Source organism: Nitrosomonas sp., assembly GCF_019635155.1.
Classification (GTDB): domain Bacteria; phylum Pseudomonadota; class Gammaproteobacteria; order Burkholderiales; family Nitrosomonadaceae; genus Nitrosomonas.
On the sequence record NZ_JAHBZY010000011.1, the window covers coordinates 15,763 to 31,774 of the forward strand.

General features: G+C 48.2%; 12 protein-coding genes. 9 read left to right on the forward strand and 3 right to left on the reverse strand.

What is annotated here, in order from left to right; genetic code table 11:
- Positions 1-446: 446 nt before the first annotated feature.
- The 8 genes from KF839_RS08960 to KF839_RS08995 all read left to right on the forward strand — a co-directional run bounded on the left by KF839_RS08960 (position 447) and on the right by KF839_RS08995 (position 9,960).
- Positions 447-2,795, forward strand: a complete 2,349-nt coding sequence (locus KF839_RS08960) for a heavy metal translocating P-type ATPase (RefSeq protein WP_292917495.1) — start codon at positions 447-449, stop codon at positions 2,793-2,795.
- A gap of 118 nt (positions 2,796-2,913) precedes the next feature.
- Positions 2,914-3,516 (forward strand): NAD(P)H:quinone oxidoreductase, encoded by a 603-nt coding sequence (gene wrbA / locus KF839_RS08965; protein WP_292917496.1) that lies wholly within the window; start codon positions 2,914-2,916, stop codon positions 3,514-3,516.
- 53 nt (positions 3,517-3,569) lie between these two features.
- Complete coding sequence (locus KF839_RS08970; RefSeq protein WP_292917497.1) at positions 3,570-4,388, forward strand: DODA-type extradiol aromatic ring-opening family dioxygenase; 819 nt, start codon at positions 3,570-3,572, stop codon at positions 4,386-4,388.
- A 25-nt stretch (positions 4,389-4,413) separates the two neighbouring features.
- Positions 4,414-4,743, forward strand: a complete 330-nt coding sequence (locus tag KF839_RS08975) for a c-type cytochrome (RefSeq protein WP_292917498.1) — start codon at positions 4,414-4,416, stop codon at positions 4,741-4,743.
- 14 nt (positions 4,744-4,757) lie between these two features.
- On the forward strand, positions 4,758-5,672 hold the full coding sequence (locus KF839_RS08980; protein ID WP_292917499.1) for a hypothetical protein: 915 nt from the start codon (positions 4,758-4,760) through the stop codon (positions 5,670-5,672).
- Between the two features lie 11 nt (positions 5,673-5,683).
- On the forward strand, positions 5,684-7,228 hold the full coding sequence (locus KF839_RS08985; protein WP_292917500.1) for an FAD-binding oxidoreductase: 1,545 nt from the start codon (positions 5,684-5,686) through the stop codon (positions 7,226-7,228).
- 50 nt (positions 7,229-7,278) lie between these two features.
- The gene (locus KF839_RS08990; RefSeq protein ID WP_292917501.1) at positions 7,279-8,391 is read left to right on the forward strand and encodes an NAD(P)-dependent alcohol dehydrogenase; all 1,113 of its coding nucleotides are present in this window, start codon (positions 7,279-7,281) and stop codon (positions 8,389-8,391) included.
- A 63-nt stretch (positions 8,392-8,454) separates the two neighbouring features.
- Positions 8,455-9,960, forward strand: coding sequence for an aldehyde dehydrogenase family protein (locus tag KF839_RS08995; protein WP_292917502.1), 1,506 nt, complete (start codon positions 8,455-8,457; stop codon positions 9,958-9,960).
- An 84-nt stretch (positions 9,961-10,044) separates the two neighbouring features.
- Here KF839_RS08995 and KF839_RS09000 read toward each other — a convergent pair whose 3' ends face one another.
- Together KF839_RS09000 and KF839_RS09005 are read right to left on the reverse strand one after the other, a co-directional pair.
- Positions 10,045-10,908: a hypothetical protein gene (locus KF839_RS09000; protein ID WP_292917503.1), complete on the reverse strand. Its 864-nt coding sequence runs from the start codon at positions 10,906-10,908 to the stop codon at positions 10,045-10,047.
- A gap of 141 nt (positions 10,909-11,049) precedes the next feature.
- The gene (locus KF839_RS09005) at positions 11,050-12,339 is read right to left on the reverse strand and encodes a tyrosine-type recombinase/integrase (protein ID WP_292917504.1); all 1,290 of its coding nucleotides are present in this window, start codon (positions 12,337-12,339) and stop codon (positions 11,050-11,052) included.
- A 244-nt stretch (positions 12,340-12,583) separates the two neighbouring features.
- Here KF839_RS09005 and mutS point away from each other — a divergent pair, with 244 nt between their 5' ends.
- A complete protein-coding gene (gene mutS / locus KF839_RS09010) occupies positions 12,584-15,181 on the forward strand; it encodes a DNA mismatch repair protein MutS (RefSeq protein ID WP_292917505.1) in 2,598 nt (865 codons plus the stop codon).
- 165 nt (positions 15,182-15,346) lie between these two features.
- Here the strand turns inward: mutS and KF839_RS09015 are convergent, their stop codons facing one another.
- Complete coding sequence (locus KF839_RS09015; protein WP_292917506.1) at positions 15,347-15,826, reverse strand: FKBP-type peptidyl-prolyl cis-trans isomerase; 480 nt, start codon at positions 15,824-15,826, stop codon at positions 15,347-15,349.
- Between the last annotated feature and the right edge of the window lie 186 nt (positions 15,827-16,012).

The window sequence follows — 16,012 nt, forward strand, 5'->3', positions numbered from 1 at the left end:
GGATTTATCTGAGGTGCTGCTGAGGTGCTACCTGTTACTTTGGTACGGATTGGTATTGCGAGGAAAGCTGCTTGAGTGAAACAGCTTTTTTGTTATGCAGTGTGCAGATAATAGAATTAAAGCGATCTGCGCATGCAATTGCAATACAGCTACATTTTAAAAGGTTATTGTATGTTCTCAAAATGGCAATGATATTTCTATCAACTACTTATGACATAAGTTATAGGACTATTCCAATTCGATACCTCAATATAGTCCTAAGTAACACTCACAGTAAAGTATTCAGCAACACTATTCAGCAACACTGGACTTTAATAATTTGACAACCAGCTTAATTCACTTTACTCTTGATTAAAGGGAGAAATTATCCAAGCATAAAATACAATCAGCAGCAAAAGTTTGTAAAGTGGAATCAGTGTTCTCGCGTTCTAAAAGGACTGCAAGTTATGACGCATGATCATCATGAACCTGAGCAGCATGACGATGAACATCATTTGCGCCACACGCTTATGGCAATTGATCCTGTCTGCGGCATGCATGTCGATACGTCTACAGCAAAATACCGCGCTGAACATGACGAGAAATCTTATTATTTCTGCTCGGCTCATTGCCACGGCAAATTCGTGGTAGAACCCAATACCTATTTAACCGGCAAATCCCCAACCGGGGAATCCCTGCCCGGCGCTATTTATACCTGCCCCATGCACCCGGAAATCCGGCAAACCGGGCCGGGAAGCTGTCCGATTTGCGGCATGGCATTAGAACCGACGGAAGTATCACTCAGTACCGGACCGAGTGCGGAACTCACGGACATGAGCCGCCGCTTCTGGATTGGCCTCATATTGACCGCGCCAGTCTTTATCCTGGAAATGGGAGGTCATCTGATCGGATTAGCGCATATAGTACCCCCCCAAACTTCCAATTGGCTGCAACTGTTGCTGGCAACACCAGTCGTCTGGTGGGCAGGATGGCCGTTCTTTGTACGCGGCTGGCAATCGATAACAAACCGCGCACTCAATATGTTCACACTCATTGCAATGGGCACCGGTGTGGCGTGGGTCTATAGCATCGTCGCAACCGTTGTACCTGATCTCTTTCCCGATGCCTTCCGTAGCAGTGATGGATCGGTCGCAGTTTATTTCGAGGCTGCGGCAGTCATCACCGTGCTAGTGTTATTGGGTCAAGTACTGGAATTACGCGCACGCGAACGCACTTCCGGTGCGATCAAAGCCTTGCTCAATTTGTCACCAACCACAGCCCGCCGTCTTGACGATGGCGATGTTGAAGAGGAAATCAACTTGGATCAGGTGGTCGTTGGCAATCGCCTGAGAGTCCGCCCCGGCGACCGCATACCTGTCGATGGCAAAGTGATCGAAGGTAGCTCCAATATTGATGAATCGATGGTGACAGGCGAATCCATGCCAGTTCGCAAGCAATCCGGAGATCAGGTGATTGGCGGCACCATCAATGGACAAGGCAGTTTTGTGATGCGCGCTGAGAAAGTTGGGCGTGACACCATGCTGGCACAAATCGTCCGTATGGTATCGGAAGCACAACGATCACGCGCACCGATTCAGCGCTTGGTGGACATCGTTGCCAGCTGGTTTGTCCCGGCAGTCATTGTGACCGCTATCCTGGCTTATACCGCTTGGTCGATCTGGGGGCCTCCACCCGCCATGACCTATGCACTGATCGCTGCCGTCAGCGTACTGATCATTGCCTGTCCATGTGCACTGGGTCTGGCGACACCGATGTCGATCATGGTGGGGGTCGGACGTGGCGCGACCGCAGGTGTCTTGATCAAGAACGCCGAAGCATTGGAGCGAATGGAAAAGATCGATACGGTCGTGATTGACAAGACCGGTACGCTGACCGAAGGTAAACCTAGGGTCACGGCAATTCACACCGCAGGCAATATCGGTAAAAACAAGCTACTGCGCCTTGCGGCCAGTTTAGAACAGGGAAGCGAGCATCCTTTGGCTGCCGCTATCGTTACTGCAGCCAAGGAACGCTCAATTGTGCTGGCCAAGGCAACCAACTTTGATTCGCCAGCTGGCAAAGGTGTACTCGGCAACGTCGATGACCAGAGGATTGTCCTGGGTAATAGCAAGTTTCTTGCAGAATTGAATATCGATACCCAAGTGTTGGAAGCGCAAGCAGATGAACTGCGTCAACATGGGGCAACTGTGATCTTCATGACAGTCGATGACGTGATTGCGGGCATTATCGCCATCGCCGATCCGGTGAAGGAATCGACACCCGCTGCTATCGAAGCTTTGCACGCCGATGGCATCCGCATCGTCATGCTGACCGGGGACAACCGCACTACGGCTGAAGCGGTCGCCCGGCAGCTGGGTATCGACGAAGTGGAAGCGGAAGTGTTACCTGATCAAAAAGCGGCAATCGTCACGCAATTGCGCGAGCAAGGGCGAGTGGTCGCCATGGCGGGTGATGGTGTCAACGATGCTCCGGCTTTGGCCACCGCCGATGTTGGCATTGCCATGGGTACGGGCACCGATGTTGCCATTGAAAGCGCGGGGATAACCTTGCTGCGCGGCGATCTGCTGGGCATTGTCCGAGCACGGCGCCTATCCGAAGCAACCATGCGTAACATCCGCCAGAATTTGTTCTTCGCCTTTATCTACAATACAGCGGGCATACCGATCGCAGCCGGAGTGCTGTATCCTTTCTTTGGTATCTTGCTGTCCCCGATTTTTGCTGCGGCAGCGATGTCGCTATCTTCGGTTAGCGTGATCGTCAATGCATTGCGGCTACGCTTAACTAAGCTGGAGTAAGCATGGAAAGTATAAGAACAACATTTCTGAATTTTTAATTTTATATATTATATAAAGCGAGTACTATCTAATTCTGGCAAAGTTTGAGTTCACAACCCCAACAGTCAGGAGGTGTGTCATGGCAAAAATTCTTGTCTTGTATTACAGCATGTATGGTCATATCGAAATTATGGCCAATGCGGTGGCTGAAGGTGTACGCAGTGTCGAGAATACCGAGGTTATCGTTAAACGCGTTCCCGAACTCATGTCGGAAGAAGTGGCACGAAGGGTCGGTGCAAAAATTGATCAGGCAGCACCCATTGCAGCGGTGGATGAATTGCCAAACTATGATGCCATCATCTTTGGCACGCCAACACGTTTCGGCAACATGTGCGCGCAAATGCGCAATTTCCTGGATCAGACTGGCCGCTTATGGCTAAGCGGAGGCCTGATTGGTAAAGTAGGCAGCGTGTTCACGTCGACCGGTACTCAGCATGGCGGACAGGAAACCACGATTACATCGTTCCATACCACCTTGCTGCATCACGGCATGATCATTGTGGGCGTTCCCTATTCCTGTCAGGAAATCATGAACATGAGTGAAATTACCGGCGGTTCGCCCTATGGGGCAAGTACGCTGGCTGGTGGTGATGGCAAACGCCTTCCGTCAGACAATGAAATAAGAATTGCGCGTTTTCAAGGTGCTCATGTCGCGCAAATAGCTAACAAACTTGCCCGATGACGGGAGGTTTTGAGAAAGATAATTTCCGCACTTTCCGCTAGCAGGAATTATTAATGACGAACCAAGTATCACAAGCCCTTTCGCCTGTTTTGTATTTACCGCACGGTGGCGGACCGTTACCTATTCTTGGTGACAAAGGGCATGAAGAAATGGTTTCTTTTCTGAAAGAAATCGCAACTGCGCTGGGCGAACCATCCACAATCTTAGTCATCAGCGCTCACTGGGAAGAGGAACAAGCAACGATAACCAGTAATAGCTACCCCGGAATAATCTATGATTATTATGGATTTTCTGCTGAGGCCTACAAAATTCAATATGCAGCACCTGGCAATCCCAAGTTGGCTAATGAAATTTACGCACTGTTAACAGCGAACGGAATACAGGCAAGACTTGATGAGCAACGAGGCTTTGATCATGGATTGTTTGTGCCGCTCAAGTTGATGTATCCGCAAGCCCAGATTCCTTGCATCCAGTTATCATTGCTGAAAAACTTAAATCCTCGATTGCATATTGCGCTTGGGAAAGCGATTGCGTCTTTACGTGAGAAAAATATTCTGATTATTGGTTCAGGTATGTCATTTCATAATTTGAAAACATTTTTCTCAAACGATATCGATAGCAGCAAAGAGAATGATGCGTTTGATGAATGGTTGATTGAAACATGCGCCAATCCAGCCATTTCAACTGAAGAGCGCGAAAAACGATTGATCGAATGGGAAAAAGCGCCGTTTGCCCGGTTTTGTCATCCGCGAGAAGAGCATTTGTTGCCATTGCATGTTTGTTATGGCATCGCTTGCGCCGGTTCTCCCATAGCCAAGACTGTATTTAATGGGCGGATTATGGGAAAGAAAGTGACGAGTTTTCTGTGGTAGCAGGATCATGGAATGGAGAATCCGTATGAAAAAGACAAAATTGGAAAATTGGGTATCCGGTTGCATATTTGCAATCTTTTTAACGATAAGCAACGCATGGTCAGCGCAGGATGAGAAAAACAGCCAAGGATTTGCGTGGAAGGATGGCGCAGAAATTTACGCCAAGATTTGCGCTTATTGTCATGAAGCCCATGTCGGTCCGCAAATTCGCAATCGGGAATTGCCGTCAGAGTATATCCGTCGCGTCGTTCGCAACGGAAATCGGGCCATGCCCGCCTTTCGCCCCTCAGAAGTCGACGATGAATCATTAATCAAACTGGCAGATTTCATTTCAAAAAAAGAAGCTCAACATTAAGGAGGGCACAATCCATGGATGAAACTCGTCGTAACCTCATCAAGGGCATGCTCACCGGCGGAACGTTGTTGGTTTTGGGGATTCCCGGCATTGTACAGGCAGCTTCCAGCAGCGCGGTGTTTTCCGGCATAACACGGGATTGCCATTTACTGCTGGGCAGCACCCCTATTGGCGAAGCATTTGCAACCGGTGCGCGTGCAGCTTGCGCTTACTATGGTCATGGCGCTCAAGACTCATTAGTCACATCCCAACTCGGGGAAACGTTGTTGGTTGATCCTCAATACACTGCCAACCTTTTGGCACAATCGAAGTACATGCGCTGGATTGCCGTCATGGATTACGCTCATGCAGCCATTTTCACTGAACTTGTACGCAATGCTAACGGGCGCTTGCTGGCCTTGGGTTCGCATGTATCGGCATCAAATACTGATGCTGCGCTATCGCTGCGGCATAGGTGGACAACGGCATCGCCAGCATACAGTGCAGGCGGCTTGCTGGCATCCATGCTGGTTCAAAACAAGCGCAGTTTTTCGATTAGAGAAAATTTTCTGATGGCATCCTCTCATGAAACTGGATTGATGAATGCCTTGTTACCGCAATTTTCTTCATATGGTTTGGCTAATCAATCTGCAACCCATTTACATTGCGCTGGCATAACTCTGCCAGAAGCCAGTCAATTAGCTGGCTGGGAAACATCAACAAGCTGGGATTCTTTAGCAACTCGACCGGCTGCTTCTTTTATTGAACACCTGCCGCTTGGGAATTGGATCGAAACTACGGGTTACGCGGTGGTGGCAGCTGCGTTAGGGATGGGAATACACCAAGAAGCCTGTGCCCAGCGTGCCTTCGTGCACCGGCCGGGTAACCGCAATCTGGATCATGATGGATTGGCGGGACAACAGTTCGTTTCATTTGTCATCGACGTGTAGGAGAAAACAGCATGACCAGTCAATATATCGCATTGCCCAAAGGTGTCTCAGAAAAAGATTTCGATGCGGCCATACGTGATTTTCGAAAGATATTGGGTGACGCTTCCGTTCTCACTAGCGCGGAACAACTTGCACCGTACATCAAGACGATGATGCCGGTTCCCGATGCCGACCATACCCCATCCGCTGCGCTATTGGCCACAACCGTCGAACAAATCCAGAAAATCGTTGCGGTTTGCAATCAATACAAAGTACCGATATGGATGATTTCCACCGGAAAGAATCTGGGCTACGGCTCGGCAGCCCCGGCAGAGCGTGGTCAGGTGGTACTTGATCTCAAACGCATGAATCGCATTCTCGAAGTAGACAAGGATCTAGCTTTTGCCTTGGTCGAACCGGGCGTGACCTATCAGCAGCTCTACGATTACATCAAGGAACATAAGCTGGGCCTATGGTTATCCATGCCCGCACCTTCAGCCATTGCCGGGCCGGTGGGCAATACGTTGGATCGCGGTGTCGGCTATACGCCCTACGGTGAACACTTCCTGTTCGCTTGTGGCATGGAAGTCGTGCTGGCGAATGGAGAAGTACTGCGTACCGGCATGGGCTCAATGCCCAATTCCAACACCTGGCAGGTATTCAAATGGGGCTATGGCCCTTATCTGGACGGCATTTTTACGCAATCCAACTATGGCATCGTCACCAAATTCGGTTTCTGGTTGATGCCTGAACCACCGGCATTCAAGCCATTTGTCATTCAATACCAACACGAAGAAGACATCGTGGAAATCGTAGAAACGATCCGGCCATTGCGTATCAGCGGAGTCATTCCCAATGCTGTGGTTATCGCCCATGCGCTCTATGAGGCACCCGTAAAAGCCAAACGTAGTGATTATGTTTCCGGGCCTGGTTCAATCCCGGATGAAGCAGTTTATCGGATCATGAAAGATCACAAACTGGGAATCTGGAACGTGTATGCGGCGCTCTATGGTACACAGGAACAGATTGATGTGAACTGGAAGATCGTGACACAAGCATTCGGTCAATCCGGAAAAGCAAAAATCCTGACAGAGCAGGAAGCAGCCGATGATCCTGCATTTGCTTACCGCGCCAAGCTCATGCGTGGAGAAATGACGTTGACGGAATTTTCGTTATACAACTGGCGCGGAGGTGGCGGGTCGATGTGGTTCGCACCGGTCTCGCAAGCGCGCGGCAGCGAAACTCTCAAACAAATGGCACTGACCAAGCAGATTCTTGCGAAATACGGATTGGATTATTCCGGTGAATTCATCGTCGGCATGCGCGATATGCATCATATCGTCGATGTACTGTACGACAAGACCGATCCCGAACAGACGAAAGCAGCCTATCAATGTTTCGATGAATTACTGACCGAATTCTCCGCGCGAGGGTATGGAACATATCGCGTCAATACGGCATTCATGGATAAAGTCGCCGAAACCTATGGCCCGGTGCAACGGAAAGTACATAAAACACTGAAAAAGGCACTGGACCCAAATGGCATCATTGCGCCGGGAAAATCAGGCATTCGATAGTTTCATCTTGACTTTGAGCAGAAAATAACGATCCCAAAGCGGAGGTACCCGTGAAAAAAATCAAGGCAGCCGTCGTCCGCCGGAAAGGCGGGCCTTTTCAGATTGAAGACCTGATGCAGGATGATCCGCGATCCGATGAAGTGCGCGTCCGCATCGTAGCGACGGGAATGTGTCATACCGATATGGTTGCGCGCGATCAGCTCTACGAAGTGCCTCTGCCAGTGGTATTAGGGCATGAAGGCTCGGGAGTGGTCGAACAGATTGGTAGCCATGTGAAGAAAGTCGCAGTTGGCGACCATGTGGTGCTGACCTATATGTGGTGCGGCCACTGCAAGCCCTGCCTGCGCAGTGATTTGACCTATTGCGAGCAATTTTATGCGCTGAATTTCAATGGTGCGCGCGAAGACGGCAGCACGTCAACCCTTACAACAGGCAACACACCAGAACCGATCCACGATCATTTCTTTGGGCAATCGTCGTTTGGCACCTTTGCGCTGGTGCATGAGCGCAACGTCATCAAAGTTCCCAAAGATGCACCCTTGGAGCTTCTTGGCCCACTAGGTTGCGGCATCCAGACCGGTGCCGGAGCTGTCATGAACGCACTCAAAGTTAATCCGGGTAGCACTTTTGCAGCTTTTGGCGGCGGCGCAGTAGGACTCAGTGCCGTGATGGCGGCACGTGCTGCCGGTGCTACGACCATCATCTCGGCCGATGTGGTTCCTTCACGCTTGGTCTTGGCGATGGAACTCGGGGCAACCCATACCATCAACAGCCGGGAAACCGACCCGGTCGAAGCGGTTCACAAAATAACGAATGGTGGCGCTGATTTCACGCTGGAATCGAGCGGACGTCCTGCGGTATTGCGTCAAGCCATTGATGCATTGGCTATCCGGGGAATATGCGGCATTGTCGGTGCACCTGCCTTGGGTACCGAAGCGAGCTTCGATGTGAACGGGGTGATGACGGCAGGAAAACGGATTATCGGAATCATCGAAGGCGATAGCAAACCCGATCTTTTTATTCCAGCACTGGTTGAGCTTTATCAGCAGGGAAGATTTCCTTTTGACAAGCTGGTGAAGTTCTATTCCCTCGATCAAATCAATCAGGCCGCTGTAGATAGTGAGAAGGGCATCACGATTAAACCGATTATCCGGCTGCAGTAACGTTTACCAACGTTCCTCCAAGTAACTTCAACTGGATTTTGGTAAAACAAACAGGAAGAGTGCATGATGGAAAATAAAAAAGAATCTCCACCGCCTTATTCAAATTTCGATCAATTATTGATCAATGGTCAATGGCGTCATGGCAAGGGAGCAAAGGTTCTAAGTGACTTGAATCCTTATAATGGCACTGTTCTTGCCGAAATTCCACATGCCAATCGCGATGACATGGATGAAGCCTATCATGGTGCCGCCAAAGCGCAGCACGAATGGGCGGCATTATTACCGGGCGAGCGCGCGGCCATCATGCGCCGCGCAGCGCAGATCATGGAAGCGCGCCGTGAAGAAATCGTATCGTGGATCATTCATGAGTCCGGCGGCACGCGTATTAAAGCCAACCTGGAATGGAACGCCGTGCATGGCGTGCTGCTCGAGGCAACCACGCTGCCTTATCTGGTGGAAGGCCGGATTCTTCCGGCGGATATCCCCGGCAAGGAAAGCCGCATGTACCGTAAACCCGTCGGCGTTGTCGGTGTGATCAGTCCTTGGAATTGGCCATTCCAGCTCACCGCTCGTTCCGCAGCGCCCGCGCTTTCGGTCGGTAACGCTGTCGTGGTCAAGCCAGCGAGCGATACCCCCATAACGGGCGGATTGCTGTTTGCAAAAATCCTTGAAGAAGCGGGGTTACCCCCAGGTGTGCTCAGCGTTATCGTGGGTGCAGGCAGCGAAATTGGCGATGCCTTTGTTACCCACCCTATTCCTCGCGTCATATCGTTTACCGGTTCAACACCGGTTGGCCGCAATATTGCCAGACTGGCTGCCGAAGGGCCAATGCTAAAACGGCTTGAATTGGAGCTGGGCGGGAATGGCCCGTTCGTGGTATTGAATGATGCCGATCTGGAACAAGCAGTAGAGGCTGCCGTATTCGGTAAATTTCTGCACCAGGGCCAAACTTGCATGAGCGTTAATCGCTTTATTATTGATGACCGGATTCACGATGAGTTTGTGGAGCGCTTTGCCGATCGGGTGCGCCAACTGAAAGCAGGTGATCCGGATGCACCTGATACGATGATCGGCCCTATCATCAACAAATCCCAATTAAATGGCTTGCAACAACGAATTCGAGACGCCGTTTCAGCGGGTGCGCATCAAATGGTCGGTGGTGAAGCGCAAGGCCTAGTACTTCCACCTCATGTATTTTCTCAAGTAACCAATCAAATGCCAGTGGCACAGACGGAATCGTTTGGCCCCATTGCACCGATTTTGCGTGCACGCAACGAAGCCGATGCATTGAATATCGCTAACGACACCGACCTTGGGTTGGCTGCCGCTGTGTTTACGCAAGATGTGGAGCGCGGCCTCCGTTTTGCACAGCAACTCGAATCAGGCATGGCGCATATCAATGACCAGCCGGTTAATGATTTACCTTACAATCCATTCGGTGGCGAAAAGAATTCAGGAGTTGGCCGCTTCAATGGCGCTTGGGCCGTGGCGGCATTCACGACTGATCAATGGATCAGTATTCAACACAGACCGCGTCACTACCCTTTTGACGCGAAAGTCATTAAATGATTTTGTGAGAAACAAGTACGATAGTTAGGTAGCAGAAAGATAGAAACCATCTTCCAGATATTTTATAAATTCGCTTAACTTTAATTAAGCAGGTTGATCAACGAATTTATTCATCAATTCAATAATATGCTCGGATTCCATCATTCCCCGCATTGGGTGCTCATCCTCAGTCAGAATAGCTTCCTTTAATTTTTTCAAGTCAGCGGAGCTGGTATCTATCTTCAACAAAATGTAGTAGATCAATTCATATCTGATTTGATTCAGGTTATTCATGATAAACGAAAGCCCATCACGCTGTACACAGGCAATCATGGCTCGCCGTTGTAGCCACAAATCCTTGCCCCACATATCAGGCACGTCTTCCAGGTTTGTTAATGCAATTTTCTGGATAATTTCAGAATTGCCGTGATGGTGGATGATAAATGACAGGGCAAAGGATATCGCAGGATATAACGCATCGAATCTATTCCATTCAGCGAGGGTGGTATTGTCAATGGGATCCATGATTCCAGTTTGTTCCATCCTCTGAAGTGGCTCACTTTTTTCTTTACCGATACCAAGCAGCCACCAGTCGTGATAGAAATTCAACAAATCCAGGGCATTTTTGAAAATGCGTTCTTTATCCGTAATGAACTGATTCCAGCAGGCTTCATCGCTTAACAGGTTTATATCACTGAGTTCCGCTTTCAATATTTCGCTGGAACTGGCTTGTCTTCTGTTGAGATAGGCTTGAATGGCTTCCTGTCCAAATCTGTCTTGCAGGGTATCGAATAATTCAACATCAAAGCCGTGGGCAAAATAATGGTCATATAATCGGCAGAATGCCAGATCAATCAGTGGCTCCGGATTGTTGGGATCTTCCAGTTGTTGAATTTCAGTTTTAATATCCTCCGATTCCTGGAGATAGCTAAACCGGTAACCTTTAGTACCTCTATGGCCAGTTTCCACAACATGCAATATGATGCATTCGTAACAATATCCACACATATCAGCCACCTTTGTATTTTAAGTTTTAGAAAAAACAACGTTCTTTCTAAAATTAGTGGAATCGGGATTGAGCATTGATAATTACTGGCTTTGGGTTATTGATTACGGTGACAACATAAGGTTATCGAGATGATCTGCCCATTTTTGTAACCATACACGGCACTCGGCTTCATAGCTGTGCAAATCATAAGTTCCTTCAATCCCTTTTTTTGAATGACCAAGGATTGCCTCAGCAACCTCGTTTCTGCAACCTAATCGTGATAAACCAGTTCGCACAGTTCTTCTTAAATCATGGGGGGTCCAATGTTCTATGTCTAGCATTCTTTTGGATTCTCTCAAATGCCAGCTTTGTTCAGTCAAAGACTTTTGTTGAATTGGTAAACCAGTTTTCTGAGAGGGGAATAAATATTCGCCGGTTGACAATCTCAAATGCATTAGAAATTCCACAGCTTGGGATGGCAACTGTACATATCTTTCTATGCCTGTTTTATCTGATTTCAAGTGCCAGGTTTTGCTCTTAAGATCAATATCTGTCCAAGAAGCGGCGCAAACTTCACCGGTTCGGCAAGCTGTCCAAAGAGTAAACCGAATTACGTTCTTTTGGGTGGGAGTGAAAACTGATCCAGGTAGCCAGCTAAGGAGTTTTTTTAGTTCATTGTCACTAAGAATACGTTTACCCTTTTGATGAGTGAGTTTTATTTTTGCTTGTCTCAATCCAGATTTTGCAAGTAATGCAGGATTTGCAAAGTCCTCACTAAATTTCTCTAAGCCGATTGCATAATCAAATGCAGCTGAAAGTTCTCTTAATACATTGCCTGCCTGTACGTTTGCACCTCGTTCCACAATTTCCATGATTAGATTAACAACATTCTTTCGTGTAACCAAACAAGCAGGCATATTGCCAAGTACTCTAACGGCGTCTCCATATAAAGTTCTCCTGACCTCTGATTGCCCTTTTGGCTTTCTTGCCCCAGAAATTATCTTTCCGTTAACTAATCTATCTTCTATATGCTGGGTAAGATATAGCTCAATCATTGCTTTAACAGTAAAACCGTTAATTGATTGTTCTTGTAGTGATTGTTGAGCTATTTGTCTTTGTTGCGATTTAAGTTCAGTCGCAGGGCAGCGCCCTAAATTTCTTATTGCTCTAAATTCCTGAAGTTTGATCCTTGCCTCAGCTAGTGACATAGTAGGAAAATGTCCAAGTCTCATTTGAACAAGTTTGTTTGTAACAGGGCTTCGGTATCTATAGAAAAAAGTTTTTGTGCCTGATCTGCCACAACTTACCCTAAGCCCACGATTCTCACCGATATCGGACTTTGTAGTATCACCCGGTTTCATTGTTGCAATTTCACGAGATGATAGTGGTTTATTATTTTCTTGATCCTTCACAATAAGATTCCAGTTTCGGTTAATTTAGTTTTATATTTGATTAAACAAACCAAGCATTTTATTCTGCTTAGTATAGTTTTTTTAGATTAACAAAAAGTACACTTATTATAGCTATACTAAATGCTACACTAATTTATGAGATTGTGTGGGATTTTAAGGAACATAGTGAGATATTATGGAACTCTTTATATTTTGCAAATAACTATATTTTAAAGATTTTATATTGATATTGGCCGGAATTCTAATGGATATAGAGCAGAAACACACACCTATGATGCAACAATATTTTCAGATTAAAGCACAGCATCCGGATATGTTGATGTTTTATCGGATGGGGGATTTTTATGAGTTGTTTTTTGGCGATGCCGAGAAGGCGGCGAAATTATTAGGGATTACCTTGACGCAGCGTGGCGCTTCCGCCGGGGAGCCGATCAAAATGGCGGGGGTGCCGTATCACGCAGCCGAGCAGTATTTGGCAAAACTGGTTAAAGCCGGCGAGTCGATTGCGATTTGCGAACAAGTAGGGGATCCGGCGACCAGCAAGGGACCTGTTGCTCGTAAAGTGACTCGTATTATTACGCCGGGTACTTTGACTGATGCAGCGCTACTCGAAGACAAACGTGATTGTATTTTGCTGGCCCTGTTTACGCAGGACTCGACATTGGGATTGGCATGGTTGAGTTTGTCGGCAGGTCAAATGCGGATGCTGGAAATATCGCCGCCGCAACTGCTGAGTGAGTTGGAGCGTTTGCAGCCTTCGGAGATTCTGTTGCCGGAGTCGTTGCCGCAAGATCATTTGCAAGGCAAAGCCTGGGCCATAAAACGCCTGCCAGCATGGCAATTCGACCGGGATAATGCGGTCAATCGCTTGACTCGGCAGTTCTCGACATACGATCTGTCCGGCTTCGGTTGTGACGATATGCCGATCGCTTTATGCGCGGCTGGGGCCTTGTTGGATTATATTCATTTGACACAAGGATCGGCAGTACCGCATATCACGTCGATGCAAGCCGAACGCACCAGCGTGTATGTGAGGATGGATGCCGCAACGCGGCGGAACCTGGAAATTTCCGAAACGATCCGCGGCGAAAATTCACCCACTTTGTTATCGCTGCTGGATACCTGTTCGACCAATATGGGCAGCCGATTGATGCAGCATTGGCTGCATCATCCGTTACGTGACCGGGTAAGGATACAGCGACGGCTTGATAGTATCGCGGCGCTCTTTGGAGAGAATGCACAGAATCATTTTTTGGCGGCAAGAATCTTGTTACGCCGACTTGCGGATGTTGAACGGATTACGGCCCGCATAGCACTCAAGACAGCGCGGCCCAGGGATTTGTCGGGTTTACGTGACAGTCTGCAGTTATTACCTGAAATTATTCAGTCATTAGGCGCTTGTACCAGTGAGCATATTGATCGATTGCTGCAAGTATTACAAATTGACCGTGATTTGGCTGAGCTTTTAAATAACGCGTTACTGCCGGAGCCGGGCGTGGTGTTGCGTGAAGGTAATGTCATTGCCAATGGCTATGATGCCGAACTCGACGAGTTGCGCGCATTGCAAAACAATTGCGGGGAATTTTTGCTGCAACTGGAGCTTCGCGAGAAAGAGCGCACGGGTATTCCGAATCTGAAGGTGGAATATAACCGCGTGCATGGTTTTTATATCGAAGTTACTCATGCACACAGTGAAAAAGTCCCGGATGACTATCGCCGCCGGCAAACGCTGAAAAGCGCCGAGCGCTATATTACGCCGGAATTAAAAGCATTCGAGGACAAGGCGTTATCCGCGCAAGAGCGGGCGCTGGCAAGAGAGAAATGTTTATACGACGAATTGCTGGAAACATTGGCACAGCACATTCAGTTGCTGCAGTCGGTGGCTACCAGTATTGCCGAAATCGACAGTTTGTGCGCCTTTGCCGAGCGTGCGCAAGTACTGGATTTTACGGCGCCGATATTGGGCGATGACGATGTGTTGTCGATTGAAGCAGGACGCCATCCGGTGGTAGAACGGCAAGTGGAAAACTTTGTTGCCAATGATGTGCAGCTGGGTTCCGAACATGCCGGCCAGCCACGCATGCTCATGATTACCGGTCCTAATATGGGTGGTAAATCAACATTCATGAGGCAAATCGCGTTGATCGCGTTGTTGGCGCACTGCGGCAGTTACGTACCGGCGAGAAATGCGCGTATCGGTTTGCTGGATCAAATTTTCACTCGCATCGGCGCAGCCGATGATTTGACCAGCGGGCGCTCGACGTTCATGGTGGAAATGACCGAGACCGCCAATATTCTGCATAACGCCACCGCGCAAAGTTTGGTGCTGATGGATGAAGTCGGGCGTGGAACTTCGACATTTGACGGTTTAGCCTTGGCGTTTGCGATTGCCCGGCATCTTTTGACCAAGAATCGTAGCTTTACGTTGTTTGCTACGCACTATTTCGAATTGACCAAACTGGCGGAAGAATTCAAACAATTGTGGAACGTTCATTTGGATGCGGTGGAGTACAAACATCGCATCGTTTTTTTGCATAAAGTAGCCGAAGGCCCGGCAAGTCAGAGTTATGGATTGCAGGTGGCAGCGCTGGCCGGTGTTCCTGAGCCGGTTATCAGGCAAGCAAAAAAACATCTGATTAAACTGGAGCAGGAAAGCGTGAAATCGGTACCGCAGATGGATCTATTTTCAATTTCGAAACCTGAACCGTTCGAGGATGTCCAGGAACAACACCCCGTTATTACGCTGTTGCATACTCTTTCGCCGGACGACTTAAGCCCCAAACAAGCATTGGAACAGCTCTACGTTTTAAAAAAGACGCTGGAAACCACTGAAAAGCAATAATCAACTATCAAGTCAATTGTTTTTTACTGAGAGACTGTTGAGAAGCACGTTCGGGAAAGTTGCTTAAGCCAAAAACAGGTGAAAAGCGCAGTTTATAAGTCATGCATGCGCTCTTAAATCTGTTTCTGACGCTGTAATGGCAACACAGAGATTCTTCAACGGTTCTTAATGTGCATGGCCATGCGGCCCGTGTACATGCTGGTGCGCAATTTCATCCGGGGTGGCAGGGCGTACATCGGTGACCGTGCAGGCGAAAACGACTTGTATGCCTGCAAACGGATGATTGCCATCGACAATCACCGAATCGTCGGAAACGTCGGTGACTTTATAGATAATAAAATCATCCGAACCTTCTGCGCCACCCTCAAAATGCATGCCGACCGCTACATTGTCCGGAAATGAACTGCGCGGTTCAACACGAATCAGTTCGGCGTCGTATTCGCCGAAAGTGTCTTCCGGTTTCATCGAAACTGAACAGGAATAACCGACTTCCATCTCATGCAATGCTTCCTCGACCAATGGAAAAATTCCACCGTAACCTCCATGTAAATAACTGATTGGAGAATCGGTTTTCTCCAGGATTTTTCCCGAAGCATCGGATAATTCGTAATTAATTGAAACTACGGTATTCTTTTCAACGCGCATTTGATATGGATCCTTTATTGAGTTATGGATTGAAGTCAAATGAAGACAAATTTTTATTCTCCAGATGACGCGTAATAACCGGCATTATACGCCTAAAGTTTTCTTCCCTTATATGAGTGCAAAATAATCGACGCGTGAAGAGGGTTGCAGCTTGGTTCTAGGACAAACCAGGACAACTGTACTAAT